Here is a 25,465-nt window from a genome sequence, read left to right on the forward strand (position 1 = left end):
GCACCCTCCAAGAGGTTCCAGAGGTCAGTGGCCGGGGACGTAGCCGCGCTTCTTGTCGACCACGTTCACCAGTGATCTGCCCGCCGCCCACCGCTCGTACAACTCCACGAACTGCGTTCCCAGCTCGTCGCGCCAGCCGATCGTGTCGCCGCTCATGTGCGGGGAGACGATCAGCCCGGGCAGGCCCCACAGCGGGCTGTCCTCGGGGAGGGGTTCGGCCGTGAACACGTCGAGGGCCGCGCCCGCGATCCAGCGCCGGGTCAGCGCCCGGGCCAGGGCGTCCTCGTCGACGAGCGGCCCGCGCCCGACGTTCACGAAGAACGCCGAGGGCTGCATCACGCCGAAGCGGTGGCTGTCGAACATGTGGTGCGTCTGCTCGGTGAGCGGCGCGGCGGCGATCACCCAGTCCGCGCGGGAGATCAGCCGGTCCAGGTCGGCCGGGCCGTGGATGCCGGTCCGCGGGACCCGCCCGACCAGCGCCGTCGTCACCCCCAGCGCCTTCAGCGTCCGTACGATCGCCCGGCCGATCGGGCCCGAGCCGACCACGCACGCGCGCGTGCCCGCCACCCGCCTGCTCTCCCGGTGCCGCCAGAGCCGCTCGCGCTGGTACTCCAGCGTGCGCGGCAGATCCTTGGCGACCGTCAGCACCAGCGCCGCCACGTACTCGGCGATCGCCTGGTCGAAGATCCCGCGCGCGTTGGTCACCACCGTGTCGGACGCGGCCAGCTCCGGGCACATCAGATGGTCCACGCCCGCGCTCGCCGTGTGCACCCAGCGGGGCCGCGGCCCGTCCCCCGGCCAGGCCTCGCGCACCGCGTGCGAGGCGAAGTCCCAGACCAGCAGCACGTCCGCCCGCGGCAGTCGCTCGGCCAGACGGTCCGCGTCGGTGTGCACGATGCGCGCGCGTCCGGTGAGGCGGCCGAGCCGGGGCGGCGGGTCGGCGTCCAGGACGAGGAGGGTGGGAAGCGTCGTCATACGGGGCGGCTCCGGGCGTCTGACATGCACGGATTATGCGCGGATTGACCACGCTCGCACCCGAACCTACCTTCGTCAACACGGGCGTACTCGCGATCCGTTGCCCGCTCGTCCGCTTAGCGTGAGGCCGGTGCCTGCCATGGACGTTTCCTTTCTCGGCGGACCCTGTCCGCAGCGCGGTGTGGGGGTCGTGGCCCCTTTTGATTTCGCTCTCGACCGGGAGCTGTGGCGCTGGGTGCCCGACGAGGTGTCGCTGCACCTGACCCGCACCCCGTACGTGCCGGTCGAGGTGAGCCTGGACCTGGCCCGGCTGGTCAGCGAGCACGAGACCCTCGGCGATGCCGTGCGCGCCCTGACCGCTGTCGCCCCCGAGGTCGTCGCCTACGCCTGCACCTCCGGCAGCTTCGTCGGCGGGATCGCCGGGGAGCGGGCGATGTGCGCGGCGATGAGCCTGGCCGGCGCCCCGCCCTCGGTGACGACCTCCGGGGCGCTGCTGGAGGCGCTCGCCGAGCTGGGCGTGCGCCGGCTCGCGCTGGTCACGCCGTACACGGTGTCCGTCACCCGGGCGCTGGAGGAGTACATAGCCGAGGGCGGCGTGCAGGTCACCGGGTGCGCCTTCATGGGGCTGACCCGGGAGATCTGGCGGGTGCCGTACCGGGACGTCGTCGGCATGGCGCGGCAGGCGGTCCGTCCCGGCGCCGCCGACGCGCTGTTCATCTCCTGCACCAATCTGCCGACGTACGACGTGATCCCCCAGCTGGAGGCGGAGCTGCGCATTCCGGTGCTGTCGGCCAACCAGGTCACGATGTGGGCGGCGCTGCGCAAGCTGGGTACCCGAGCCGTGGGGCCCTATCAGGCGCTGCTGGACGAGTCGGCACGCGCCTGGCCGCCCCCCGTACCCCCGGTACTGCCGGAAGAGACGCAGGAAGGCTGGACATGACCGCACTCGGATTCCTCTACCCGGGCCGCTCCGGCGAGGACGACTACCCACGCATCGAGCAGCTCCTCGGCAGCAACATCCGGCTGGACCTGGTCCACACCGACATCGGCGAGGACGCGCACCGGGAGGACGCGCTGCGCGAGATGGGTTCGGCCGAACGGCTCGCGGCGGGGGTGGAGGAGCTGCGGCGCACGGGCGCGGAGACGGTCGTGTGGGCGTGCACCAGCGGCAGCTTCGTCCGCGGCTGGGAGGGCGCCCGGGACCAGGTGCGCTCCCTGGCCCTGGTGGCCGGGATGCCCGCCTCCTCGACGTCCTTCGCCTTCGTGCACGCGGCGAAGGAGCTGGGGGTGCGGCAGGTCGCGGTCGGGGCGACCTACCCGGACGACGTGGCCGGCCTGTTCGCGGACTTCCTGCGGGCCGGCGGCCTGGAGGTGACCGGGGTGCGGCCGTCGGGGATCATCACGGCCGCGGAGGTCGGCACGTGGGGCGAGGAGGAGGTGCTGGCGCTGGCGCGCGCGGCGGACGCCTTCGGCGGTGAGGCCGTACTGCTGCCGGACACCGCGCTGCACACGGCCGCGCATCTTCCGCTGCTGGAGAAGGAGCTGGGCAAGCCGGTGCTCACGGCCAACCAGGTGACCGTCTGGGAGGGGCTGAGGCTCGCCGACCGGCGGGTGAACGCGCCCAGGCTGGGGGCGCTGTTCACCCGGGAGCCGATCATCCAGGTCTGAGGCAGGAATAACCGGAGACCGCCTCCTGTTAGAGCCGGGCAGGACAGCCACGCCACACAACAGGAGGCCACACCGTGCCGGCAGACGAGGCAGACGAGATCCGGGGCACGACGCACGGCACCGCCCCCGTGCCCCTGTCCGTACTGGACCTGGTGACCGTCGGCGCGGGCAGTACCGCCACGGACGCGCTGCGCACCAGCGTGGCGCTGTCCCGGTTCGCGGAGGCCCGCGGGTTCCACCGGTACTGGGTCGCCGAGCACCACTCCATGCCGGGTGTGGCCTCCTCCTCACCGGCCGTGATCCTCGCCCACCTCGCCGCCCACACCGACCGCATCCGGCTCGGCTCGGGCGGTGTGATGCTGCCCAACCACGCCCCGCTGGTGATCGCCGAGCAGTTCGGCACGCTGGAGGCGATGGCACCGGGACGCATCGACCTCGGCCTCGGCCGGGCCCCCGGCACGGACGGCGCCACGGCCGCGGCCCTGCGCCGCAGCGACACCCTGAACGAGGGCGCCGACGACTTCCCGCAGCAGCTCGCCGAGCTGACCCGCTTCCTGGACGACGACTTCCCCGACGGCCATCCGTACGGCCGTATCCACGCGATCCCCGGGCCGGTGCAGGCCACCACCCCCGGCGGCGTCCAGTCCCCGCACCGCCCGCCGGTCTGGCTGCTCGGCTCCTCCGGCTTCAGCGCGCGCCTCGCCGGTCTGCTGGGCCTGCCCTTCGCCTTCGCGCACCACTTCTCCGCGCAGAACACCATCCCGGCCCTCGACCTGTACCGGGAGACCTTCCGCCCCTCCGCGGTCCTCGACGAGCCGTACGCCCTCATCGGCGTCTCGGCCCTCGCCACGGACGACGCCCAAGAGGCCCGCCGGCAGTGCCGGGCGCTGGCCCTGAACATGCTCCGCCTGCGCACCGGCCGCCCCGGTCTCTTCCCCGACCCGGCCGAGGCCGAGAAGCACGAGTTCAGCCCCATGGAGGAGGAGTTCATCACCTCCTGGACGGCCAACATCGTGCACGGCACCGCCGACGAGGTCCGCTCCGGCCTGGACGACCTGCACAAGCGCACCGGGGCCGACGAACTGATGCTGGTCTCCCACGCCCACCGCGGCGAACTGCGCCTGCGTTCCTACGAGTTGATCGCCGACGCCTACGGCTTGCCGACCGCGTAGGTCTGCTCGCCGAGCAGCTCGGAGATGCGATCCGGCGGCACCGGGCGGGAGTACAGCCAGCCCTGGCCGGTGTCGCAGCCGATCCGGCGCAGCCGGGCGGCCTGGGCGGAGGTCTCCACGCACTCGGCGGTGACCGTGATCCCGAGCCGGTGGGCGAGCTGGATCATCGCCTCCACGACGACCTCGTCGGCGGGGTTGGGGGCGATCGCCTTCTGGTCGCCCTCGTACTGGAAGCCGCGCACGAAGGAGCCGTCCAGCTTCAGCGTCGAGACCGGCAGTCGGCTGAGGTAGGCGAGGTTGGAGTAGCCGGTGCCGAAGTCGTCGATGGCGATGCGCACGCCCATGTCGCTGAGGGCCTGCAGGGCCTGCAGCGGGCGGCCCGCCGAGCCCATCACCGCCGACTCGGTCAGCTCCAGCTGGAGCAGGTGCGGGGCGAGCCCGGTCTCGGCGAGCACCGCGGCCACGTCAGCCACCAGGTCGGAGTCCCACACCTGCCGTACGGCCACGTTGACGCTGACGAAGATGGGCGGCTCGCCGGGACGGTCCAGCTGCCAGCGGCGGGCCTGCCGGCAGGCGGTGTTCAGCGCCCAGCGGCCGAGCTGCACGATCGAGCCGTCCTCCTCGGCCAGTCCGATGAACCGATTCGGCGTCAGTGTGCCGAACTGAGGATGATTCCAGCGGATCAACGCCTCGACCCCGGACAGGCGGCCGTCCTCCATGCCGACCAACGGCTGGTACTCGAGGGCGAACTCGCCGCGTTCGATGGCGGGACGCAGGGTGGAGGACAGGGCCTGACGGGTCATCCGGTGCGCGTTGCGCTCGGGGTCGAACAGGGTCCAGCGGGCCTTGCCGTCGGCCTTCGCCCAGTACAGGGTCGTGTCGGCGGCCTGCATCAGTCCGGTGGCCGTCGTACCGGCCGCGTGGCGTTCCACGACCCCGATCGACGCGGTCAGCGACAGCCGCTGGCCGGCCAGGTCGAAGGGGTCCTCGAGGGCCTTGAGCGCCGACTCGGCGAGGTCGGCGAGCTGTTCGGTGCCGGTGGAGTCCTCCACGAGCAGCGCGAACTCGTCGCCGCCGAGCCGGGCCACCAGGGGAGTGGCGGCGCGCGCGTAGCCCGCCTCGTCGGCGATCCGGGTCAAGCGCTCGGCGACCGCCGCGAGCAGCCGGTCGCCGACCCGGTGGCCGAGGGTGTCGTTGACGGCCTTGAACCCGTCGAGGTCCAGGTAGCACAGGCCGACCCGGCCGGTGCCGCTCTGCTCGTACGACTCCGCCTCCAGCGCGGCCGTGAGCCGCTCGAAGAACAGGGTCCGGTTGGGCAGCCGGGTCACCGGGTCGTGCATCTGCAAGTGCCGCAGCCGCGCCTGGAGTTCGCGGCGGGCACTGATGTCGGCGACCGACAGCAGCACCCCGGGCTCCTCGCCGGTGAGCGGGGCGACGGTGACCTGCCCCCACACCGAGTGCCCCTCGGGGTGCTTCAGCCGGCGGGTGCAGCGCAGCCGGGCCTGCCGGCCGCGCAGGACCTCGCGGTAGGCGTGCCAGCTGCGGGCGTCCGAGGCCAGGGCCACCAGATCGGCGGCGACCCGGCCGGGGAGGGTGTCCGCGGCGATGCCGAGCAGCTCCCCGAAGGCCGCGTTGGCGCTGACGACGAGTCCCGCGCGGTTCACGACGGCCATGGCGAGCGGGGCGGCCGCGAAGACACGATGGTAGGTGGTGTGGTCACTGTCTGTGACGGCTGACCGGTCGAGGTCTGCCGCGGGCGTCGGCCCTTCGGACGTTCCGCTCACCGCTCGCTCCCGCAGTGCACTCGATCTGTGTCCGTGCCTGTCCGTGCCGGAAAGTGTGCCGATCATAGAGGCTGGCCCCGGGCCCTTCCAGCCACTCTCCAGTGTCCCGGATCCGGCAAGGGTTCTGACAGATCGTTTCTGCCCGCACCTGGACGCGTTCTCCGGGCCTCCGACCAGTTGTGACGTTCCGTGAGTGATTCGGGGTGTCGAGCGCCGTCGCGCGCCGGTGCGCGGAAGGGCGCGCTCACCCTTCTGGTGCTGGATAACAGGGCATAAACCAACAGAGCACCTCAATCTGGAACGCGGGTCCCGTGAACCGCTTCCGGAGGTCAAGTCCGTGCCCAAGCTGCGCAGCACCGCCGCCGTGTGCACCACGCTGTCGGCGCTCGCCGCCACCTCGATCCTGTCCGGACCCTCGGTCGCCGAGCCCTTCGCGCCCTGTGCCCTGCACCGCACCGACGCCCACCACTCGGAGGGCGTCGACACCTGGAACCCGGACTACGACCGCCCGAGGGGCACCTTCGACGCCGTGCTGGTCTTCCTCTCCTTCCCGAACGCCACCCCGCGCACCACCCCCGCCCAGCTGACCGCCGATCACTTCCCGGCCACCAGCCGCTACTTCGACCAGGCCTCCTACGGCCGCTTCACCCTGCGCCCGCACGCGATGAACCGCTGGGTGCGCATGCCGAAGCCCGCAACCGCGTACGCCATGAGGCGCGACTGGAGCGCCGAGGACCGCAGCGCCTATCTGCGGGACGCGTTCGCGGCGGCCGACCCGGAGGTGGACTTCTCCCGCTACCAGGTCGTGTACTTCGTCGCCGACCCGGACGCGCCCGGCGTCGACTCGGACGCCACGAAGGTCGTCAACCTCGACACGCCGATGCACGTCGACGGCACGGACGTGCGGCGCGTCGTCACGGTCTTCGAGAAGCACCCGCCGGACCGGCTGGTCCTCGCCCATGAGACCGGCCACGTCTTCGACCTGCCCGACCTCTACCACCGCCCGGACGAGGGCAAGGGCGACTGGGACACCTACGTCGGCGACTGGGACCTGATGGGCAGCCAGTTCGGCCTCTCGCCCGACCTGTTCGCCTGGCACAAGTGGAAGCTGGGCTGGCTGGATCCGCGCCAGGTGGTGTGCGTACGCGGCACGGGCCCGACGCGGCTGACCCTGGAGCCGCTGGAGGCCGGGCCGGGCGTCCCGGTGCAGGGCGCGGCCGGCCCGGCCTTCGGCCTCGGCCACGGGGTGAAGGCGGCGATCGTGCGCACCGGTCCCGACAGCGCCCTGGCCTTCGAGGTGCGCGCTGCGGCCGGCAATGACATCACCACCTGCCGGCGGGGCGTGCTGGTGTACCGGATCAAGAGCGCCGCGGAGTCCGGCGGCGGTCCGGTGGAGGTCGTGGACGCCCACCCGCGGACCCAGGCCTGCTGGGAGAACTCGGTCTACCCGCCCCTCGCCGACGCCCCGGTCGCCCTGGGCGAGAGCTTCACCGTGCCCGGGGAGGGCGTGAAGGTGGAGGCGGAGGACCGGACGGCGTCGGGGGCGTGGACGGTGAAGATCACCCCGGGGGTGCGGGGCTGACGGCTCGGCCGACGGCCACTGGACCGCCCCGACGCGGGTGCGGGTGGCGGAGCCTGTGCTGCGCACGGCGGAGCCGCGCAGAAACGACATTGGCGGGTCACGATCGCGTATTTGCGACCATGACCCGCCAACCTCAACGTGCGCCGCCAGGGACTCGAACCCCGGACCCGCTGATTAAGAGTCAGCTGCTCTAACCAACTGAGCTAGCGGCGCCTGCTGACGTCGTAGACCTTAGCATCATGGTCGGCGGGAGGAAAAATCGATATCCGTACGGCAGCCCGGGCCGCTCGTACGGCCGCCCACAGGACCACCTCGGGGCCCGGCAGCCACGGATGACGCTGGTCCGGCGCCACCAGCCAGCGGGAGTCGCCCGTGGCGGAGCCGTCGTCGGCCGGGGCCGGGACGGTGACCGCGTCGCCGGTGCCGTGACACAGCAGCGGTGGCACCTCGGCCGTACGGTGTGAGCCCCACTCCTCCCAGGCCAGCAGCGAGGGCAGCCGCTGGGCGGTGCCCGGCGCGGCGAACAGCAGCATGCGGCCCCGGAACACCGCGACGGGGCCCGAGCCCGGCCCCTCGTCCCATAACCGGTCCAGCATCCTGCGGCCGAAGACCGCGGGTGCGCTCACCACGTCGAAGGCGGTGCCGCAGGGCAGGGCGAGCGGAGCGTGCGGGCGCTCCTCCCAGCGGGCCAGCGTGCTGCGCGGGTACAGGCCGGCCGAGGCGAGCCAGGCGACGCCCTCGGAGGTGACTCGGGTGACGTTCGGAGCGCTGGTCATGACACCCAGGTGTACCGGGAGTGAGCAGATCGTTCTGCTGAGTTGCCGAAACCCGGGACAACGGAGGTGGGGGAGGAGTATCTTGCCCGCCTGGCATATGCCAGGCGGGTCTACTTATACGGCCGCATCACACGGGGTCGGCGGTCGTCCGCCCTTCGCTGTCGCCCCGCATCAGATCCCGTCCGAACTCGACCATCTTCTTCGCGTAGTCCTCGGTCCACTCCGCGCGCTCGGCGATGTCGGCCGGCGTCAGCCGGTCGAAGCGGCGCGGGTCGGAGAGCTGGGCCGCGGCGATGGCCTGGAACTCCATGGCACGGTCGGCGGCCGCGCGGAACGCCTGGGTCAGCTCCGTCGCCCGGGTCAGCAGCACCCGCGGATCCTCGATCGACTCCAGGTCGAAGAAGTGCTCGGGATCGGCGGCCGCCTCCACGGGCTCGAAGATCAGGGGCGCGGGGCGTAGCCGCGGTTCGTTGCGGCGCGGCGTGGGCTCCGCCATGTCTTGTCTCCTCCTCGTAGGGTTCGCTGGGCACCGCCTGCAGGTGGGCCACCGTCCATTGTCCCGCGCCCCCGCAAGGGGCCCCGGGAACCGCCGTCCCCGACGCCTTACGGCCGCCAGACCACCCGGTGTTCGGCGAGGTGGGCCAGGAGCGCGTGGTTCGCCTCCCAGCCGTCCGGAAACTTCACCAGCGTGCCCAGCTGGACCGGTTCCGTGGACGGGTAGTCGTCCAGGAGGTCGCCCACGCCCGCACGGCAGACCACGATGCACGCGTGGCGGTGCCGGGAGGCGAGGACGCACAGGCGGCCGGTCTCCAGGTGGAACGCGGTGGCGTCGGGGCGGCCGGAGAGCGGGTGCAGGACGACCGTGACGTCGTACTCCCGGCCCTGGAGTCGGTTGGCCGTGTCGACCGTCACGTCCCTCACGCCCAGCTCGGCGAGCGCCGCGCGGACCGCCGCCGCCTGGTCGCGGTGAGCCGTGCCGACGGCGATGCGGTCGGGGGTGAGGGGGGACGGGTCGGGAGAGCGCTCGCAGGTCGCGGCGCCGCCGCGGTCGAGCAGGCGGCGTACGACCGTCGCCACCGCGCGGACCGCCTCCGGGTCGGTGCGCGGCGTGTGCCGGGCGGGCAGCTCCAGCAGGCCCCAGCCGGAGCGCGCGGCCTCGTCGATCACCCGGTCGGGGCCGGAGCCGTCCGAGGAGACGGCGAAGGCGAGGCGCCGGTCGCCGTGGTCCGTGCCGCTGCGGAACGGGGTGTACGGGTAGAACGCGTCCGAGACCAGCGGCGCAGCCGTGGCGGGCAGCCGCCAGGAGACCGGGAGGCGGTGCTGGGGGAGGGCCGGGTTGTGCGCCAGGAGCGTGGTGACGGCGGACGCCGACGGGTCGTACGAGAGACCCGCCCACTGCTCGCTGCCGACGATCGCGAACGGGTCCAGCTGCCCCGGGTCGCCCACGAACAGCGCCCGCTCGAACAGGCCGGCCACGGCCAGCAGCGAGTCCGAGCGCATCTGGTACGCCTCGTCCACGATCGCGTGCCGCCAGGGCTCGTCCACCTTCACATGCGCCCATTTCGCGGCCGTGGAGAGAACGACGGGCAGGCCCTTCAGATCAGCCGCCTTCGCGGACGTGCGAACCTGCGGCAGGTCGTCCAGCGCCGGGTCGTACGCGTCCGCGTCGCTGCTGTGCAACCGGCCGACCGGCAGCTCGGGGTTCTTCTCGGCGAGCCGCAGGACCAGGTCGTCCACCTGGGCGTTCGTCTGCGCCACCACCATCAACGGGCGCCCGGCGCCGGCCAGTTCGAGGGCCGCGCGGACCACGAGCGTCGACTTTCCGGCGCCCGGCGGGGAGTCCACGACCACGCCGCGCTCGGTGCCGTGCAGGGTGTCGCGGAGGATCGCGTCGGTGGCGCGGGCAGCAGCGGCCCCGGGGTCGAAGCCGGCCGTCGTCACGGGACCGACGGGACTGACGGGACTGACGGGACTCACAGGACGTCCTCCTCGGTCATGGAGTCGGGCGCCTCCGGCGCGGGTTCTCCCGGCGGGCCGCCGTGCGTCCACGGGGTCTCCTCCGGGTCGGGCAGCTTCGCGCCGCCGCGCTGCTCGTGCTCGAACAGCGTGAAACAGATCCGGTCGCCCTTCTCCGGCACCGAACCCGGCTCGGGCTCCTTGCCGCGGCCCATCTTGTCCAGGACGCGCAGCACCAGCACCCCGTCGGCCTCCTGCCCGGCGACCTCCGCCGACTGCGGCTTGCCGCCCAGCGAGCGGTACACCTTCGCGCGCTCGGCCAGATGCGGCCGGTCGTCCGTGCGGACCGTCACCAGCGGGCGCGGGCTGGGCCGCCTGCCCTCGCTGTACGCCATGACGACATCGATCACCTCGCCCGCGAACGCCTCCCCGGCCAGCCGCCGCCCCGCCATCACCAGCGGGTCGTCCAGCGCCTCCTGCGCCTCCAGCCGGGCCTGCTCGCGCTCACGCGTGGCCAGCTTGTTCGCCGCCGTCACCGCGTCGTCCCGGCGTGGCTGCGGGGGCTCTCCGGCCAGCACCCGGTCCCGGTGGCCGGTGAACGACCAGCGGTCCCGTGTCCAGCGCTCCTCGACATGCGCACCCTGCGGCAGCTCCCGCAGCAGATCCAGGCCCCGCCACACCGCGTCCCAGGTGGGCCGGGCGCGGCTGTCCACCAAGTCGCGGATCTCCCGCTCGGCCGCGGTGAGCGCGGCCAGCCGGCCGTCGGCGGCCACGGCGTCCTCGGCGGTGGCGAGCGCGGCACGCGCGCGGTCGTAGCGCTCGATCGCGGGGGCCAGCAGCTTGTTGTCGAACGCCGGGTCGGTGGCCGGACCGGCCGGCGGGCACAGCAGCTGGCCGGCGGCGTCCCGGCCCAGCTCGGCCCGGCGCGCGGCCTCGGCACCGAAGATGCCCTCCGGAGGGTCGATCCAGGCGAGCAGCGCACCCAGGTGCTGGTCCTCCAGGCCGGACTGGCCGGTCGCCCAGTGCCGGGACAGCACATCGGTGAGGGCCAGCAGGAGCGAGGAGCCGGGGACCCGGGCCCGCTCGCCGTAGTGGGTCAGCCAGCGGCCCAGCAGCGGGACGCGCGGCGGCGCCGGGTGGGGCGTCTCGGGGTCCTGCTCGGCCGTACGGCGAAACCGCATGGAACGGCCCAGCAGCCGTACGAAGTCCAGGCCCGCGCGGCTCGGCACGATCAGCTGGGGCGCGTCGGCGCACAGCTCCACCTCGACCTTGACCCGCTTGCCGGTCTCCGGGTCGGTCTCGGAGCGCTCGGCCGCCTCCACGGACTGCGCGTGCGCGTCGACGTACGGCAGGACGACGTCCGCCAGCTCGGCGAGGAACCCGAACCGCAGGTCACGGTCCCGCGGCTGCGGCACGACCAGCAGGCGGGGCGCGTCCCGGTCGGTGCCGACCAGCGCGCCGAGCGGGGCACCGGCCTCACCGGCGGTGGTGAGCGGCACGAACACCAGCGGGCGCTCGGACAGGTGCCGGTGCCGGACGGTCGCGACGGGCTGGGCCCGGCCACTGCCGACGGCCTCGAGCCGGGCGAGGGTGGTGATCAGCGACACGCGGCCACCTCCGCCTTCGCCGGCCCCTGCGCAGCGGCCCTGGCACCCGCCGGCGCTTCGGCACGCGCAGCGGCCCGGGCACCCGCCAGGGCCTCCGCACGCAGGGCCGCCGCCCGGCGCAGGGCCGCGACCGCCGGGTCGTCCGGGTCGCCGCTCTCGCCCCGGGCCGCGGCGAGGACGTCCTCGACCGTGGCCAGTCCGCCCAGCTCGGCGCGCAGGGGCCGGCCGAGGCGGGTGACGGCGCCCGCCTCACGCGCGCGTTCCCGGCAGTGGAAGGCCAGTTCGCACGCGGACAGGCACTCCGGCGCGTACGTCGCCGGGACCGCGGCCACGGCCGCCGTCAGCTCCTCGGCACTGCGGTCGGGCGCGAAGCACGTGTCCTCGGGCAGGGCCCCGGCGATCTCCTCGATCCGGGTGAGCCGGGCCAGCTGGCGTGCGGTGACCGCGCGCTGCTTGCGCACGTCCACGGCGGAGCCCGTCGCCAGGTTGGAGAAGTCCTTCGGGCACACCAGCAGCACCCGGTGCCGCACGCGCGGGGCGGGATCGAGGCGGGCGGCGACCTCCTCCAGGGCCAGCACGTACACCGCCGCCTGGCGGGCCGCCGCGCCGACCTTCGCCGGGTCCGCCGCGCCGTCCAGCATCGGGAAGGACTTGATCTCCACCACCGACCAGCTGCCGTCGGGGTGCACCACCACCGCGTCCGGCTCCAGGAAGGCGAGCGAGCCCGCCACGTCCAGCGCCAGCATCGGATGGTCGAGCAGCGTCCAGCCGCCCGCGCTCATGGCCTCACGCAACGCCAGCGCCGTACGCGCCGTACGCCCCTCGGGGCCGTGCGCGCTCAGGTCGGGCACGGCGGCACCCTCCGGCGGCTCGGCGGCCGGGTCGAGCCGGGCGTGCGCGAGGCGCAGCAGCTCCGCGCCGCCGTCCGCCTTCACGCGCGCCTCGAACGCGTTGCCCCGGGTCAGGGCGAACTGCGACTGCCCGAAACCGGACGGCGTGCCCAGCGCGCTCGCCAGCCGCGCCTTGTCCACTCCGGCGCCGTCCAGGATCGCCCGTCTGCGGCACCCGGGGTTGGCGGCGAGCGCCGCGAGGGCGCGCGCGTCCAGGGCCTTGGCGGGTACGTCGGGACCGCGCAGCTCAGCGAGCCGGTGCCGGAGCCCCTTCTCCCTCGTCGCTGGGGGAGGCGTCCGGTTCGGCCCCGGCGTCGAGCCGCGACTCGCGCTGCCGTGGAATTCGCTCACCCGCGGAAGTCTGGCATCCGCCACTGACAATCGGGGAACCCGTGCCGCCCGTGGCCGGTGTGCGGCGCGGGAACAGGCGGGCCCGCAGCCAGTCCAGGCCCCGCATCACGCGCGGCGCCAGCAGGTGGCCGACGCCCATGACGGCGACGCCCGCGACCGCGTCCAGGAAGTAGTGGTTGGCGGTGCCCATGACCACCAGCGCGGTGCCCAGCGGGTAGAGAACGCCCAGAACCTTCGCCACGCGCGTGCCGCCGTGACGCCACAGCATCACTCCGCACCACAGCGCCCAGCCGACGTGCAGGCTCGGCATCGCCGCGTACTGGTTGGTCATTCCGCCCAGCCCGCGCGGCGCGCTGGCCTCGCCGCCCCACCAGCCGTAGGAGCTGTAGTGGGCCATGGTGTCCACGAAACCGTGCCCGGCGGAGAGCAGCCGGGGCGGGCAGGTCGGCAGCAGGGTGAAGCCGATCAGACCTATGAAGGTGGACGTCATCAGCCAGGTGCGGGCCCGCCGGTAGTGCTCGCAGCGGGCCTTGAACAGCCAGATCAGGATGGCGGGCGTGATCAGGTAGTGCAGCGAGGCGTACCAGAAGTCCGCCGGTATGCCGAGCCAGGGCTCGCGCGTGAACAGCCGGTTGAGCGGGTGCTCCGCGTTGAGGTGCAGGGCCTTCTCGAAGCGCAGGATCGCCAGTCCGTGGTCGACGGCCGAGGCGGTGTCACCTCGCGCGAGCAGGCGGCCGGCCGAGTAGCAGCCGTAGACCAGCAGGATCAGCGGCAGCTCGGTCCACCAGCGCAGCCGGGTACGCGGGGCCCCCTCGGTGCCCGGTGTCTCGGTCTGCGGCATCCGATCGCCCTCCCCCTCCGTCTGCTGTGCGGCCCGCCCCGCAGGGCGACCGTGCCACCTTACGGCGTCCGTACATCGCCCCTGCGGGCGCTCCCTCTTCGCTCGAGGGGTGCCCGAGCGTTCGCCTAGGCGATGCGGCCCCGCGGGCACTCAGCCCTCGAAGACGCCGAGATCGCCCACGGGGTTGCCCCGGATGCGGGTGAGCGATGATGGAGGGGTTCCCTTCGCACCCGGAAAGGTCTCCCATGGCACCGCGCATCCTGCTGGCCCGGCACGGACAGACGGAATGGTCACTGTCCGGCAAGCACACCGGCAGGACCGACGTGCCGCTGCTGGAGGAGGGCCGGCGCGGAGCCAAGCTGCTCGGCGAGCGCCTGCACCGTGCCCCGCTGGACGGGCTGCCGGACGTGGAGGTGCGCACCAGCCCGCTGGTACGCGCGCGTGAAACCTGCGAACTGGCCGGCTTCGGTGACAGGGCCACCCCCTGGGACACGCTCATGGAGTGGGACTACGGCGCCTACGAGGGCCTGAAGCCGGCCGAGATACAGGCCGCGCGGCCGGGGTGGCTGATCTGGCGGGACGGGGTGCCCGAGGGCGAGACCGTCGCGGAGGTCACCGCCCGCGCGGACGCCGTCGTCGACTGGGCCCGCTCGGCCGACCGCGACGTCCTGGTCTTCGCCCACGGCCACATCCTGCGTTCCATAGGCGCCCGTTGGCTGGGCCTGCCCCTGGACTTCGCCGCCCGCATCCGCCTCAACCCGACGTCGTTGTCCGTTCTGGGCTGGGCCTACGGGGAGCCGGCGATCGAGAGCTGGAACGACACGGGGCACCTGGCCGGCTGACCGGGGCCGGCGCCGGACGGGCGCACTGCGGGGGGTGCGCCTCAGACCCTCCGCGCCCTCGGCACGGAGGCATGCCGGTCAAGGAACTCGGAGACTCCCGACGCCCGCCGGTGCGGCAGCAGGACCCGCGCCGTACCGGCCAGCATGCTCTGGATCCGCGAGGACTGGACCTGGTCCAGAAGGGACAGCACGCGCACACCGGCGGCCGCCGCCTCGTCGGGACGGCCTTCCCGGGCGAGGTCGTCGGCCAGTTCGGCGGTGTACAGCGCGATGTTCCGGGTGAAATGAGGATCCTGCAGGTGCGCCGCCCGGCGTGCGTGCCGGGACGCCCGCCGCCAGTCGCCCAGCGTGGACCAGCACTGCGCCTCCAGCCCCTCCAGCTCGGCCTCGCCGTAGAAGCTCATCCATTCGGGGTCGGCCTCGCAGTGCCCGCGCGCGAAGAGGGCGTGGGCCCGGGCCAGTGCCTGCTCGCAGCCGGCGCGGTCGGCGAGCCCTGCCCAGCCGCCCGCCTCGCGCAGCGCCAGCAGGGACATCAGACGGGCTGAGCCGAGGGGGTGCGCGGCGCGTTGGGCGGCCTGTGCCGCACGGACCGCCTCCCGGGGGCGGCCGGCGTCCCGCGCCAGGAACGCGGTGTTGCAGAAGGCGTGCGCCTCCAGTGCGGGGTCCCCCGTCATACGGGCCGTGGCCAGCGCCTCCGCGTAGTGCGAGCGGGCATCCTCGAAGCGGCCGGAGTCATGGGCCAGCCAGCCTACGGAGATGGCCAGTTCACCGGCGCCGGAGTGCAGCCGGTCGGCGGTGGTCTGCCGGGTCGCGCCGGCGTCCAGCAGCGCGTAGGCGGCGCGCAGCGGAGCCGCGGCGCGCCGGTAGAGGCCGTCCGCGCCGTGCCGGTCGTCGAGCAGCCGGATGCGGCGGACGGCCTCCTCGAGCGCGGTCGCCTCGGGCGTGCCGGGCCGTCCCAGGGGCCTGATCGCGGCCGCGGTGTCCGTGGTGAGCGCCAGTGGGCCCAGGGTGACGGCGGCGACGGTGGCGCCTCCGCCGGTCATGAATGCGCGACGCAGCACGTCGCTCTCCTCGTGGTTCAGGTGGTCGTTCTCGTACGGCTCGTACAAGTCGTGCGGGCCGTACGGATGGTGCGGGTCGTACGTGTGCTCCGTGTCTTCCTGCGGGTCATACGGATCGCAGGCCGCCCGTGACTCACCGGCCGTGTCCGTGGCCGGGCGTGCCGCCCGGCCACGGACGGCCGAGCGCGGCGCGAAGCCCAGGTCGGTGAGCGTGCGTCCGGGGAACATGTGCAGGAACACCCGCTCGTAGGCGTAGTTCGGGCAGCGGATCTCGCCTGCCTCGACCCTGCCGACGTAGCGCGCGTCACAGCTCACCCGCTCACCGATCTCGCGCGCGGCGCGCCGTACGAGCGCCGCGAACTCGGCCGGTGACCGCCTGCCGCGCAACTGCCGGAAGGCGAGGTTGGGCCGGGGTGGCCGTTCGGGCTGTGACGAGGTCACGGTTGACGACGCCATGGCCGGGTCCTCTCGTGCGAACCGTCGAACCGGGCATGAACGTACCTGCTGTGACGGACCCGCCACGCGGTGTTTGGCTACAAACCGGATATCTCATCCACGATCTGCCATGAAGTGCCATCCTTTGCGGCTCACTTGTGCCGTAGCCGTTGACGGGCCCGCGCGTTGAAGCGGTTGGACCGCAACAGTGCTGTGTGGTGGAGGCCGGCATGGAGACCAGCCAGAGCAACGAACCTTGTACGTCGCCGCTGCCGTCACCGTCTTCGTCGGCCGACGAAGACGGTGAAGACGCAGCGGCATGTGATCTTGTGACGGTGCCCGCCCGGCAGGGACTGGAGGCGGTCGACATCCTGCGGCGCGGCTCCGTCGAGTCGGTCGGGCCCGTCCTGCACGACGACGGCTGCGACACCCTCGGCTTCCTGGTCCCGGCCGGCACCGCGGCCTGCTGGGACGTACCGGGCAGCACCTGCACCGAGACCGACGGACGCGGCATGAGGCTGGCCCCCGAGCCGCCGGTACAGGGCTCGGACTGGCTGCTGCCGCCCGGCGAGGCCGACCTCGCCACCGACCCGGTGGTGCTGCGCAAGGCGCTCGGGGAGGCGGCCCGGCTGATCAAGGCGGCCGACAGCTGCCGGTGAGGCACCCGGCGCAGGCACCTGCGACAATGGTCCGATGGGCAGGGCGTCCGCGAGAACACGGCACACACGGCGCAGGCCGGCGGCCGCCGAGGCCGTCGTGGAGGCGGTCGACGGCGGGCTCGCCCAGCTCGTCCCCGATCCCGGCCGGGACCGGGCCTGGACGCTGCTGGTCGACGGCGCCCCCCAGTCGCACGTCGACCTGGACGACCCGGCGTATCTCTCCTTCGAGTACCAGCGCCGCCTCGGCCATGTCATCGACCTCGTCGCCCCGCCCGGCAAGCCCGTGCACGCCGTGCACCTCGGCGGCGGCGCCTTCACCCTCGCCCGGTACGTGGCCGCCACCCGGCCCCGCGCCACCCAGCAGGTCGTCGAGCGGGACGCGAGCCTCGTCCAACTGGTGCGCCGGGAGCTGCCGCTGGATCCGAACGCCCGGATCAGGGTGCGTTCGGCGGACGCGCGCGCGGGGCTCGGCAAAGTGCCGGACGGCTGGGCGGATCTGGTCATCGCCGATGTCTTCAGCGGCGCCCGCACGCCGGCCCATCTGACGTCCACCGAGTTCCTGGACGAGGTCCGCCGGGCGCTGAAGCCGTCCGGGGTCTACGCCGCCAACCTCGCCGACGGCCCGCCGCTCGCGCATCTGCGGGGCCAGATAGCCACCGCCGCCGCCCGGTTCGCCGAACTCGCGCTGATCGCCGACGCGGCCGTCCTGCGCGGCAAGCGCTTCGGCAACGCGATCCTCGTGGCCTCCGACGCCCCGCTCCCGCTCGCCGAACTCACCCGGCGCGCCGCCTCCGACCCGCACCCCGGCCGCGTCGAACACGGCAAGCCCCTCACCGACTTCACGGGCGGCGCGGCCCCCGTGACGGACGCGGCGGCCGTGGCCTCCCCGGCGCCGCCTCCTTCGGTGTTCCGCTGAGCCCTTCGAGCCGGCCGGCGGGGACGGTCAGTAGTTCCCGACCTCCACATGCGGCGGCCCGTCGTGCCAGGTGCAGAACACCGACACCCGGTCCGTGCCCCGGCTGAACTCCACCCGGATCCACGTCGCGGTCTTCCACACCTGCATCGACCAGCCCGTCCCCGGGGTCGCCGAGACGAGTGTGGCGTCGGCGGAGCCCAGCTCGAACACCGCCCGACCGCCATCGGTGTCGTACGCCTTGACCTGGCCGGACGCGGTGGCCGTGGCGGTCGCGGAGGGGCTCGGCGGCCGCGAGCGCGTGGGGGACGGCGCAGCGGGACTCGTCGACGGCCGCTTCGACGGGGACGGCCGGGACGTCGGCGGGGCCAGGGCCTTCGTGCCCTGCGTGGTGGCACTGGCGTCCGTGATCGGCAGGGCCCGCGGCGGGTCGTACGCCGTGCCCGCCATGACCGTGTGCACACCCCACCACGACAGCGTCACCGCCGCTCCCGTCGCGAGCAGCCACGCCATCACCGGTACGAGTCCTTTGCGCATCGCGGGCCATACTGCCTCACGACCCGCACGGGTTGTCCACAACCCCGGAGTTGTCCACAGGCCCGTACCGCATCCGTCCGCATGGCGTACGGTGCGGCGCATGGCAAGTGTGCTCGTGGTCGAGGACGACCAGTTCGTACGCTCGGCGCTCATCCGGCACCTGACCGACGCCGCGCACACCGTGCGCAGTGTCGGTACGGCGCTGGAAGCGCTGCGCGAGGTCGCCCATTTCCGTTTCGACGTGGTCATCCTGGACCTCGGACTGCCGGACCTGGACGGCTCCGAGGCCCTGAAGATGCTGCGCGGCATCACCGACGTGCCGGTCATCATCGCCACCGCCCGGGACGACGAGACGGAGACGGTCCGGCTGCTGAACGCCGGGGCGGACGACTATCTGACCAAGCCGTTCTCGGTCGAGCACCTCTCCGCCCGGATCGCGGCCGTGCTGCGCCGCTCCCGCTCCGCGGGCGCCGAGCCCCCGCCCTCCCCGGTGCTCCGGGTCGGCGGCCTGACCGTCGACCCCCTGCGCCGCCAGGCCGAGCTGGACGGGGTCCGCCTCGACCTCACCCGCCGGGAGTTCGACCTGCTCGCCTTCCTGGCCGGCCGGCCCGGGGTCGTCGTCCCGCGCAAGGAACTGCTCGCCGAGGTCTGGCAGCAGTCCTACGGCGACGACCAGACCATCGATGTCCATCTGTCCTGGCTGCGAAGGAAACTGGGCGAGACGGCCGCCCGGCCGCGCTACCTGCACACCCTGCGGGGCGTGGGCGTGAAGATCGAGCCCCCTGCCGAGCACGCTGCCGACGGGGCCGGAGGGCCGGCGCTATGAGATGGGCCCTGGTCAAGGTCTGCCTGGCGGTCACCACGATGGTCGTGGTCGCCTTCGCCGTCCCGCTCGGGCTGGTCGTCAAGGAGATGGCCCGGGACAGGGCGTTCTCCAATGCCGAGCGGGAGGCCGCCGCGGTTGCGCCCGCGCTGTCCATCACCACCGACCGGGACAAGCTGGAGCGGGTGGTGGCCTCCGCCGGAGCCGACTCCGGGATGGCCGTGCATCTGCCCGCCGCCGACGGCCGTTCCGCGCTCGACCTCGGCAGACAGCGCGCCGCCGGCCGCGACATCCAGGTCGTACGAAGAATGGGCCGGGCCTCCACGACCTCCGTCCCCGGCGGCTCCACGCTGCTCCAGCCGGTCGCGCTCAGCTCCGGTGCCATCGCGGTCGTCGAGGTCTACGTCCCCGAGTCCGAGGTGACCAACGGCGTCGGCACGGCCTGGGCGGTGCTCGCGGCCGTCGGCCTCGCGCTGATCGTCGGCTCGGTCGCGGTCGCGGACCGGCTCGGGGTGCGCATGGTGGAGCCCGCGCAGCGGCTGGTGCGGGGGGCGCACGAGCTGGGCGAGGGCAAGCTGGGCGCCCGGGTGCCGGAGGACGGCCCGACCGAACTCAGGCTCGCGGCCGTGGCGTTCAACTCCATGGCCGACCAGGTCGTCCAGCTCCTGGCGAACGAGCGCGAGCTGGCGGCCGACCTCTCCCACCGGCTGCGCACCCCGCTGACCGTGCTCCGGCTCAACGCGGCCTCCCTCGGCGCGGGACCGGCCGCGGAGCAGACCCGGGAGGCCGTCGCCCAGCTGGAGCGCGAGGTCGACACCATCATCCGCACGGCCCGCGAGGCCAAGCCGCAGACGGCCGCGGCAGGGCCCGGCACCGGCTGCGACGCGGCCGAAGTGGTGCGCGAGCGTATGGAGTTCTGGTCCGCGCTCGCCGAGGACGAGGGCCGCAAGTGGCGGGTGGCCGGCGTCGAGCGGCCGGTGCGCCTGCCCGTGGCCCGCGCCGATCTGGCCGCCGCGCTCGACGCCCTGCTCGGCAACGTCTTCCGGCACACCGCCGAGGGCACCGCCTTCGCGGTCGACGTGCACAACGGCGAGGACGCGGTGATCGTGCTGGTCTCCGACGCGGGCCCCGGCATATCCGACCCGGACGCCGCGATGGCCCGGGGCCGCGGCTCGGGCAGCGCCGGCTCGACCGGCCTGGGCCTCGACATCGTGCGCCGGCTCGCCGAGTCCACCGGCGGCGACGTCCGCATCGGCTCCTCGGTGCTGGGCGGCACCGAGGTGCGGATCTGGTTCCAGCCGGCCGGACGGCGGCCGGTGGGACGGGGACGTGTGCGCAGGCGCCGCCGATCGGGCAAACCGGTCCCCACTGGTCTCGACCATTAACCGTCCCCGATCCCTTCCTTAAGCGCACCCTAAGGTCTTCAACAGCCGTCCCGATCAGGCCGTTTGTCCGATTCCGGCCCGCTAGCGTGCTGCCGCACCCCACCCCCCGTGAAAGCGAAGGCAGGCATGCGCATGAGCACGCACCGGCGCAGGATCAGTGGCAGGAACAAGGCGATCGGCGGCCTCGTCGCCGCGGCCGTCGTCGGCGGCGGCGCGGTCCTGCTCACCGGCACCGCGAACGCGGCCGGTGTGAACGCCGCGTACACCAGGACCAGCGACTGGTCGACCGGCTACACCGCCCAGTACGTCGTCACCAACAACAGCGGCTCGCAGGAGAAGACCTGGACGCTGGAGTTCGATCTCCCGGCGGGCGCCAGGCTCAGCTCGCTGTGGAACGGCGAGTCGAGCGTGAGCGGTTCGCACGTCACCGTGAAGCCGGCGAAGTGGGACACCGAGGGCCTCGCCCCGGGCAAGTCGGTGACGGTCGGCTTCGTGGTCGAGGGCAGCGGCGCCCCGACCGGCTGTCGTATCGACAACACCCAGTGTTCGGCGGACGGCGGCGCCACCCCCGAGCCGAGCGGCCGCCCGACCGGGACCCAGTCGCCGGCCCCCGCCCCGACGGCCACCAAGACCTCCACCCCCACCCAGAGCGCGACCCCGGCGCCGACCGCCTCGCAAACGACCGGCAGCGGCAGCGGCACCGGGACCGGCACGACCGCCTCCGCCGGCTTCGCCCCCTACGTCGACACCTCCCTCTACCCGGCCTTCGACCTGGTCGGCGCCGCGGACGCGACCGGGGTGAAGAACTACAACCTCGCCTTCATCACCGACGGCGGCGGCTGCACCCCCAAGTGGGGCGGCGTGACCGACGTGACCAGCGACGCCGTGGCCGCGCAAATCGGCTCGCTGCGCGCCAAGGGCGGTGACGTCCGGGTCTCCTTCGGTGGCGCCTCCGGCTCCGAACTGGCCACCACCTGCTCCTCCGCCGACGCGCTGGCGGCGGCGTACGGCAAGGTGATCGACGCCTTCAAGCTCACCAAGGTCGACTTCGACGTCGAGGGCGGCGCGCTGCCGAACACCGCGGCGAACACCCTGCGGGCGCAGGCGATAGCGAAGCTCCAGGCCCAGCACCCGGGCCTGGACGTCTCCTTCACCCTCCCCGTGATGCCCGAGGGTCTCACCCAGGACGGCGTGAACCTGCTGTCGAACGCCAAGTCCAACGGCGCGAAGATCAGCACCGTCAACATCATGGCGATGGACTACGGCGCCTCCTACAGCGGCGACATGGGCGACTACGCCCAGCAGGCCGCGACGGCCACCCAGGCCCAGATCAAGGGCGTGCTGGGGCTGTCCGACTCCGCCGCCTGGAAGGCCGTCGCGGTCACCCCGATGATCGGCGTCAACGACGTCTCCTCCGAGGTGTTCAAGGTCGACGACGCCACCCAGTTGGTCGGCTTCGCCAAGGCCAAGGGTCTCGGCGGCCTGTCGATGTGGTCCGCCGCCCGCGACAAGCAGTGCGACGGCGGCGCGAAGAACTCCGCCGACCCGACCTGCAGCTCCATCGTCCAGGACAAGTTCGCCTTCTCGAAGGCGTTCGGCGCCTTCAACTGACCGAGCCGTCGGCGCAGACCGGGCGCGGCATCTCCCCAGGGTGCCGCGCCCGGTCCGGTACGCGGCCCGCCCCCACGGCAGGCCGCGCCCCGCCCTCCCGCGTCAGGCGGCCGAGTTCGCCCCCGGCAGCACCCCCGTCCGCGCCACCTGCGCATACCAGCGGGCGCTCGACTTGGGGGTGCGCTCCAGCGTCGCGTAGTCGACGTACACCGCGCCGAACCGTTTCCCGTAGCCGTACGCCCACTCGAAGTTGTCCATCAGGGACCACAGGTAGTAGCCGCGCACGTCCGCGCCGTCGGTGAGTGCCCGGCGGACCGCCGACAGGTGGCCGTGCAGGTAGGCGATGCGCTCGGGGTCGTGGACGCGGCCGTCGGGGTCGGGCTTGTCGTCGTAGGCCGCGCCGTTCTCGGTGATGTACAGGGGCAGCCCCGGGGCCTCGCGCGTATAGCGCATGATCAGGTCGTACAGCCCCGTCGGGTCGATCGTCCAGCCCATCTCCGTGCGCTCGCCCGGCGACTGGTGGAACAGCACGTCGTCGGCGGCCGGCCAGGGGGAGTGCTCGCTGGCGCCGTGGCCGTCCGCCCGCGGGCCCGTGACCTCGCCGGATCCGGCCGAGACCAGCGCCGGGGTGTAGTAGTTCAGGCCCAGCGCGTCCAGCTTCGGGCCCGCCGTGCGCAGATCACCGTCGAGGACGTACGACCAGTCGGTGACCGAGGCCGTCGACGCGATCAGCGACTCAGGATAGGCGCCGTGCAGCATGGGGCCGTGGAAGATCCCGTTGGCCAGGTCGTCGATCCGGCGGGCCGCGGCCAGGTCGGCCGCGTCCTGCGAAACGGGCCGGACCACCGAGGAGTTGAGGCTGACCGCGATCCGGTTGCGGGCCGGCATCACCGAGCGCAGTGCCGAAGCCGCCAGCCCGTGCCCCAGGTTGAGGTGATGGGCGGCACGCAGCGACGCCGCCGGGTCCGTCCGGCCGGGTGCGTGGACGCCGGAGCCGTAGCCCAGGAAGGCGGTGCACCAGGGCTCGTTGAGCGTGGTCCACAGCTCCACCCGGTCGCCCAGCGCCTCGCCGACCATGCGCGCGTACTCGGCGAACCGCAGCGCGGTGTCCCGCTCCGGCCAGCCGCCCGCGTCCTCCAGCTCCTGCGGCAGGTCCCAGTGGTAGAGGGTGAGCGAGGGCTTGATGCCGTGCCCCAGCAACTCGTCCACCAGGCGGCGGTAGAAGTCCAGCCCCCGCTGGACCGCCGGGCCCCGGCCGGTCGGCTGCACCCGCGGCCAGGAGACCGAGAAGCGATAGGTGCTCAGGCCCAGCTCCGCCATCAGCGCCACGTCCTCGCGGTAGCGGTGGTAGTGGTCGACGGCGATGTCACCGGTCTCGCCGCCGGCCGTCCTGCCCGGCGTATGGCTGAAGGTGTCCCAGATCGAGGGGGTACGGCCGTCCTCCCGCACCGCCCCCTCGATCTGGTACGCCGAGGTCGCCGCGCCCCACAGGAACGCGGGCGGAAACGTCACGGGGGACACGGCGGGCGCGGCGGGCACGGAGGGCACGGCGGAGACGGATTCAGACATGGAAGCGCTCCCATATGAGGTCGTGGAAGACCGGCGAAGTGAAGGAGGGTCAGGGGGCCGGGGCGGCGGTGGCCCGGCCCCCTTCAGTGGATGCGGGTGGTCAGCCCTTGACCGCGCCCTGCATGATCCCGCCCACGATCTGCTTGCCGAAGACCGCGAAGACGAGCAGCAGCGGCAGCGTGCCGAGCAGCGCGCCCGCCATGATCAGGGACTGGTCGGGGGTGTAGCCGCGGCCCAGGGCCGAGACCGCGACCTGCACGGTCGGATTGCCGTTCTGGGTGAGCACCAGGAACGGCCACAGGAAGTCGTTCCAGGTCTGCACGAACATCAGCATCCCGAGGACCGCCATCGCGGGCCGGGCCGCCGGGAACACGATGTGCCACACCACCCGCCAGCTGCTCGCGCCGTCCACCCGGGCCGCCTCGATCAGCTCGTCCGGCAGCGCCTGCATCAGGTACTGCCGCATGAAGAACACCCCGAACGCGCTCACCAGCGACGGCAGGATCACCGCCTGCAGCTGGTCGGTCCAGTCGAGCTTGGCGACCATCATGTACAGCGGGATGATGCTGAGCTGCGGCGGCACCATCATCGTGCCGATCACGATCAGCATCAGGGCGTTACGGCCCTTGAACCGCAGCTTGGCGAAGGCGAACCCGGCGATCGTCGACAGGAACACGATGGTCCCCGCCGAAACCCCGGCCACGAACGTGGTGTTGACGAACGCCTTGCCCAGATTGGCGTCGTTCCAGGCGACGTTCAGGTTGTGCATCAGGTTCGAGCCGAACCAGAACGGCGGCGGGGTCTCGGCAAGCCGGTTGTTGTCTCGGGACGCGGCGATCGCCGTCCACACCAGCGGGAACAGCGAGCCGATCGAGAACAGGACCAGCACCGCGTACGCGAGGGGCCCCGCGTGCAGCGTCCCGCCGGCCCGCGCCGACTTCGGCCGGCGCGCACCCCGGCGCTCTTCCTTGACCGTTGTCCCGGTCGGGGTCAGGGTCGTCGTCACGGCCGTACTCCTAACCACTCTCGCGCAGGCGGCGCGAGATGACGTAGTTGACGATCCCGATCACGATGAGGATCAGGAACATCGTCCAGGCGATCGCGGAGGCGCGGCCCAGGTGCTGGTTGACCCAGCCCTGCTCGTACAGATACAAGCCGAGCGTCTGGAACTGGTGCTCGGCACCGCCGGAGGCGCCCTTGTTGGCGTCGAACATCAGCGGCTCGCCGAACAGCTGCGAGGCCCCGATCGTCGACACGACACAGGTGAACAGGATCGTCGGGCGCAGTTGCGGCAGCGTCACATGGAAGAACTGCTGCCAGCGGTTCGCCCCGTCCAGGGCCGCCGACTCGTACAGGTCCTGCGGGACGGCCTGCATCGCCGCCAGGTAGATCAGCGCGTTGTAGCCGGTCCAGCGCCAGACGACGATCGAGGAGACCGCGATCTGCGAGGGCCACTTGTCGTTCTGCCAGTCGATGTGGCCGCCGCCGACGAAGTGCAGCGCCCAGTTGATCACGCCGTAGTCGCGGCCGAAGAGCAGCACGAAGACCAGCGAGGCGGCGGCGATCGAGGTCGCGTACGGCGCCAGCATCACGACCCGGAAGAAGGTCGAGGCGCGCAGCTTGTAGTTGAGGATGTGGGCCAGCCCCATCGCCATCGCCAGCTGCGGGACGGTCGAGATGATCCCGATGGTCAGGGTGTTCTTCGCCGCGTTCCAGAAGAAGTCGTCGTCGAAGATCCGGGTGTAGTTGTGCAGCCCCGCCCACTGCATGTCGGTGGGCGCGGTCAGTTCCACCGTGTGCAGCGAGGCCCAGCCCGTGTAGATCAGCGGGAACAGGCCGAAGGCGAGGAACAGCAGGAAGAAGGGGGAGACGAAGGCGTACGGGCTCCAGCGGATGTCCCGCTGCCAGCGGCGGGACAGCCGTGCCCGCCGCCGGGCGTCGGCGCCGGACACGGCGCCGGAGTGGGCCGGGGCCGCGCCCCCCTCCCCCACGGGGGGCGCGGCGGTGTCGTGCCGGGTGGCCATGCCG

Annotated in this window: 23 protein-coding genes and 1 tRNA gene; 10 read left to right on the forward strand and 14 right to left on the reverse strand. The window is 73.0% G+C overall.

Annotated features, from left to right (window positions below; genetic code table 11):
* Positions 1 to 24: 24 nt before the first annotated feature.
* Complete coding sequence (locus A6P39_RS26245) at positions 25 to 975, reverse strand: D-2-hydroxyacid dehydrogenase (protein WP_067052367.1); 951 nt, start codon at positions 973 to 975, stop codon at positions 25 to 27.
* A 139-nt stretch (positions 976 to 1,114) separates the two neighbouring features.
* Between A6P39_RS26245 and A6P39_RS26250 the strand changes: the two genes are divergently transcribed.
* The 3 genes from A6P39_RS26250 (at position 1,115) to A6P39_RS26260 (ending at position 3,815) form a co-directional block, all read left to right on the forward strand.
* Entirely contained in the window at positions 1,115 to 1,915 is an 801-nt protein-coding gene (locus A6P39_RS26250; RefSeq protein WP_067052370.1) for a maleate cis-trans isomerase family protein, read from the forward strand.
* The gene (locus tag A6P39_RS26255; protein WP_067052372.1) at positions 1,912 to 2,643 is read left to right on the forward strand and encodes a maleate cis-trans isomerase family protein; all 732 of its coding nucleotides are present in this window, start codon (positions 1,912 to 1,914) and stop codon (positions 2,641 to 2,643) included. The genes A6P39_RS26250 and A6P39_RS26255 overlap by 4 nt, the downstream gene beginning before the upstream one ends.
* 74 nt (positions 2,644 to 2,717) lie before the next feature.
* On the forward strand, positions 2,718 to 3,815 hold the full coding sequence (locus tag A6P39_RS26260; protein ID WP_067052374.1) for an LLM class flavin-dependent oxidoreductase: 1,098 nt from the start codon (positions 2,718 to 2,720) through the stop codon (positions 3,813 to 3,815).
* On the opposite strand, the gene A6P39_RS26265 is transcribed toward A6P39_RS26260, so the two are convergent.
* A complete protein-coding gene (locus A6P39_RS26265; protein WP_067052375.1) occupies positions 3,794 to 5,599 on the reverse strand; it encodes a putative bifunctional diguanylate cyclase/phosphodiesterase in 1,806 nt (601 codons plus the stop codon). The genes A6P39_RS26260 and A6P39_RS26265 overlap by 22 nt on opposite strands.
* 337 nt (positions 5,600 to 5,936) lie before the next feature.
* Between A6P39_RS26265 and A6P39_RS26270 the strand changes: the two genes are divergently transcribed.
* The gene (locus A6P39_RS26270; protein ID WP_199840936.1) at positions 5,937 to 7,181 is read left to right on the forward strand and encodes a M6 family metalloprotease domain-containing protein; all 1,245 of its coding nucleotides are present in this window, start codon (positions 5,937 to 5,939) and stop codon (positions 7,179 to 7,181) included.
* Between the two features lie 139 nt (positions 7,182 to 7,320).
* Here A6P39_RS26270 and A6P39_RS26275 read toward each other — a convergent pair.
* From A6P39_RS26275 to A6P39_RS26305, 7 genes are all read right to left on the reverse strand, one after another.
* Positions 7,321 to 7,394: transfer RNA gene (locus A6P39_RS26275), tRNA-Lys, on the reverse strand.
* Complete coding sequence (locus A6P39_RS26280; protein WP_067052378.1) at positions 7,385 to 7,957, reverse strand: hypothetical protein; 573 nt, start codon at positions 7,955 to 7,957, stop codon at positions 7,385 to 7,387. The genes A6P39_RS26275 and A6P39_RS26280 overlap by 10 nt, the downstream gene beginning before the upstream one ends.
* Before the next feature lie 127 nt (positions 7,958 to 8,084).
* Positions 8,085 to 8,453 (reverse strand): hypothetical protein, encoded by a 369-nt coding sequence (locus A6P39_RS26285; RefSeq protein ID WP_067052380.1) that lies wholly within the window; start codon positions 8,451 to 8,453, stop codon positions 8,085 to 8,087.
* A gap of 107 nt (positions 8,454 to 8,560) precedes the next feature.
* Complete coding sequence (locus tag A6P39_RS26290) at positions 8,561 to 9,898, reverse strand: AAA domain-containing protein (RefSeq protein WP_067052433.1); 1,338 nt, start codon at positions 9,896 to 9,898, stop codon at positions 8,561 to 8,563.
* 32 nt (positions 9,899 to 9,930) lie between these two features.
* Entirely contained in the window at positions 9,931 to 11,520 is a 1,590-nt protein-coding gene (locus tag A6P39_RS26295) for a hypothetical protein (RefSeq protein ID WP_067052381.1), read from the reverse strand.
* Positions 11,511 to 12,761, reverse strand: a complete 1,251-nt coding sequence (locus A6P39_RS26300; protein WP_079133661.1) for a hypothetical protein — start codon at positions 12,759 to 12,761, stop codon at positions 11,511 to 11,513. Before A6P39_RS26300 ends, A6P39_RS26295 begins: the two co-directional genes overlap by 10 nt.
* Complete coding sequence (locus tag A6P39_RS26305) at positions 12,658 to 13,602, reverse strand: phosphatase PAP2 family protein (RefSeq protein ID WP_067052383.1); 945 nt, start codon at positions 13,600 to 13,602, stop codon at positions 12,658 to 12,660. The genes A6P39_RS26300 and A6P39_RS26305 overlap by 104 nt, the downstream gene beginning before the upstream one ends.
* A gap of 245 nt (positions 13,603 to 13,847) precedes the next feature.
* Here A6P39_RS26305 and A6P39_RS26310 point away from each other — a divergent pair, with 245 nt between their 5' ends.
* A complete protein-coding gene (locus A6P39_RS26310; RefSeq protein ID WP_067052385.1) occupies positions 13,848 to 14,444 on the forward strand; it encodes a histidine phosphatase family protein in 597 nt (198 codons plus the stop codon).
* 41 nt (positions 14,445 to 14,485) lie between these two features.
* Here the strand turns inward: A6P39_RS26310 and A6P39_RS26315 are convergent, their stop codons facing one another.
* Positions 14,486 to 15,961: a hypothetical protein gene (locus A6P39_RS26315; protein WP_199840937.1), complete on the reverse strand. Its 1,476-nt coding sequence runs from the start codon at positions 15,959 to 15,961 to the stop codon at positions 14,486 to 14,488.
* A gap of 209 nt (positions 15,962 to 16,170) precedes the next feature.
* Between A6P39_RS26315 and A6P39_RS26320 the strand changes: the two genes are divergently transcribed.
* On the forward strand, positions 16,171 to 16,599 hold the full coding sequence (locus A6P39_RS26320; RefSeq protein WP_079133662.1) for a hypothetical protein: 429 nt from the start codon (positions 16,171 to 16,173) through the stop codon (positions 16,597 to 16,599).
* A gap of 34 nt (positions 16,600 to 16,633) precedes the next feature.
* Positions 16,634 to 17,515: a spermidine synthase gene (locus tag A6P39_RS26325; protein ID WP_067052387.1), complete on the forward strand. Its 882-nt coding sequence runs from the start codon at positions 16,634 to 16,636 to the stop codon at positions 17,513 to 17,515.
* Positions 17,516 to 17,542: 27 nt separating this feature from the next.
* Here A6P39_RS26325 and A6P39_RS26330 read toward each other — a convergent pair whose 3' ends face one another.
* Positions 17,543 to 18,049: a hypothetical protein gene (locus tag A6P39_RS26330; RefSeq protein ID WP_067052389.1), complete on the reverse strand. Its 507-nt coding sequence runs from the start codon at positions 18,047 to 18,049 to the stop codon at positions 17,543 to 17,545.
* Positions 18,050 to 18,149: 100 nt separating this feature from the next.
* On the opposite strand from A6P39_RS26330, the gene A6P39_RS26335 reads away from it, so the two are divergent.
* From A6P39_RS26335 to A6P39_RS26345, 3 genes are all read left to right on the forward strand, one after another.
* Positions 18,150 to 18,875 (forward strand): response regulator transcription factor, encoded by a 726-nt coding sequence (locus tag A6P39_RS26335; RefSeq protein ID WP_067052391.1) that lies wholly within the window; start codon positions 18,150 to 18,152, stop codon positions 18,873 to 18,875.
* The gene (locus tag A6P39_RS26340; RefSeq protein WP_067052393.1) at positions 18,872 to 20,257 is read left to right on the forward strand and encodes a sensor histidine kinase; all 1,386 of its coding nucleotides are present in this window, start codon (positions 18,872 to 18,874) and stop codon (positions 20,255 to 20,257) included. The genes A6P39_RS26335 and A6P39_RS26340 overlap by 4 nt, the downstream gene beginning before the upstream one ends.
* A 132-nt stretch (positions 20,258 to 20,389) precedes the next feature.
* The gene (locus A6P39_RS26345; protein WP_067052440.1) at positions 20,390 to 21,868 is read left to right on the forward strand and encodes a cellulose binding domain-containing protein; all 1,479 of its coding nucleotides are present in this window, start codon (positions 20,390 to 20,392) and stop codon (positions 21,866 to 21,868) included.
* A 102-nt stretch (positions 21,869 to 21,970) separates the two neighbouring features.
* Here the strand turns inward: A6P39_RS26345 and A6P39_RS26350 are convergent, their stop codons facing one another.
* The 3 genes from A6P39_RS26350 to A6P39_RS26360 all read right to left on the reverse strand — a co-directional run bounded on the left by A6P39_RS26350 (position 21,971) and on the right by A6P39_RS26360 (position 25,461).
* Complete coding sequence (locus tag A6P39_RS26350) at positions 21,971 to 23,437, reverse strand: GH1 family beta-glucosidase (RefSeq protein ID WP_067052394.1); 1,467 nt, start codon at positions 23,435 to 23,437, stop codon at positions 21,971 to 21,973.
* 100 nt (positions 23,438 to 23,537) lie between these two features.
* Complete coding sequence (locus A6P39_RS26355) at positions 23,538 to 24,443, reverse strand: carbohydrate ABC transporter permease (RefSeq protein ID WP_067052397.1); 906 nt, start codon at positions 24,441 to 24,443, stop codon at positions 23,538 to 23,540.
* 10 nt (positions 24,444 to 24,453) lie between these two features.
* Positions 24,454 to 25,461 carry a carbohydrate ABC transporter permease gene (locus tag A6P39_RS26360; RefSeq protein WP_067052442.1) on the reverse strand — a complete coding sequence of 336 codons (1,008 nt, stop codon included), beginning with the start codon at positions 25,459 to 25,461 and terminating at the stop codon, positions 24,454 to 24,456.
* Positions 25,462 to 25,465 lie beyond the last annotated feature (4 nt).

Origin of the sequence: Streptomyces sp. FXJ1.172, assembly GCF_001636945.3 — a bacterium.
Lineage (GTDB): Bacteria > Actinomycetota > Actinomycetes > Streptomycetales > Streptomycetaceae > Streptomyces.

What these genes read in the sequence shown, in the direction of transcription:
- A6P39_RS26245 (WP_067052367.1), bottom strand. Translation starts at nt 975, where the DNA reads ATGACGACGCTTCCCACCCTCCTCGTCCTGGACGCCGACCCGCCGCCC.
- A6P39_RS26250 (WP_067052370.1), top strand. Translation starts at nt 1,115, where the DNA reads ATGGACGTTTCCTTTCTCGGCGGACCCTGTCCGCAGCGCGGTGTGGGG.
- A6P39_RS26255 (WP_067052372.1), top strand. Translation starts at nt 1,912, where the DNA reads ATGACCGCACTCGGATTCCTCTACCCGGGCCGCTCCGGCGAGGACGAC.
- A6P39_RS26280 (WP_067052378.1), bottom strand. Translation starts at nt 7,957, where the DNA reads ATGACCAGCGCTCCGAACGTCACCCGAGTCACCTCCGAGGGCGTCGCC.
- A6P39_RS26285 (WP_067052380.1), bottom strand. Translation starts at nt 8,453, where the DNA reads ATGGCGGAGCCCACGCCGCGCCGCAACGAACCGCGGCTACGCCCCGCG.
- A6P39_RS26305 (WP_067052383.1), bottom strand. Translation starts at nt 13,602, where the DNA reads ATGCCGCAGACCGAGACACCGGGCACCGAGGGGGCCCCGCGTACCCGG.
- A6P39_RS26310 (WP_067052385.1), top strand. Translation starts at nt 13,848, where the DNA reads ATGGCACCGCGCATCCTGCTGGCCCGGCACGGACAGACGGAATGGTCA.
- A6P39_RS26315 (WP_199840937.1), bottom strand. Translation starts at nt 15,961, where the DNA reads ATGGCGTCGTCAACCGTGACCTCGTCACAGCCCGAACGGCCACCCCGG.
- A6P39_RS26320 (WP_079133662.1), top strand. Translation starts at nt 16,171, where the DNA reads ATGGAGACCAGCCAGAGCAACGAACCTTGTACGTCGCCGCTGCCGTCA.
- A6P39_RS26325 (WP_067052387.1), top strand. Translation starts at nt 16,634, where the DNA reads ATGGGCAGGGCGTCCGCGAGAACACGGCACACACGGCGCAGGCCGGCG.
- A6P39_RS26330 (WP_067052389.1), bottom strand. Translation starts at nt 18,049, where the DNA reads ATGCGCAAAGGACTCGTACCGGTGATGGCGTGGCTGCTCGCGACGGGA.
- A6P39_RS26335 (WP_067052391.1), top strand. Translation starts at nt 18,150, where the DNA reads ATGGCAAGTGTGCTCGTGGTCGAGGACGACCAGTTCGTACGCTCGGCG.
- A6P39_RS26340 (WP_067052393.1), top strand. Translation starts at nt 18,872, where the DNA reads ATGAGATGGGCCCTGGTCAAGGTCTGCCTGGCGGTCACCACGATGGTC.
- A6P39_RS26345 (WP_067052440.1), top strand. Translation starts at nt 20,390, where the DNA reads ATGAGCACGCACCGGCGCAGGATCAGTGGCAGGAACAAGGCGATCGGC.
- A6P39_RS26350 (WP_067052394.1), bottom strand. Translation starts at nt 23,437, where the DNA reads ATGTCTGAATCCGTCTCCGCCGTGCCCTCCGTGCCCGCCGCGCCCGCC.
- A6P39_RS26360 (WP_067052442.1), bottom strand. Translation starts at nt 25,461, where the DNA reads ATGGCCACCCGGCACGACACCGCCGCGCCCCCCGTGGGGGAGGGGGGC.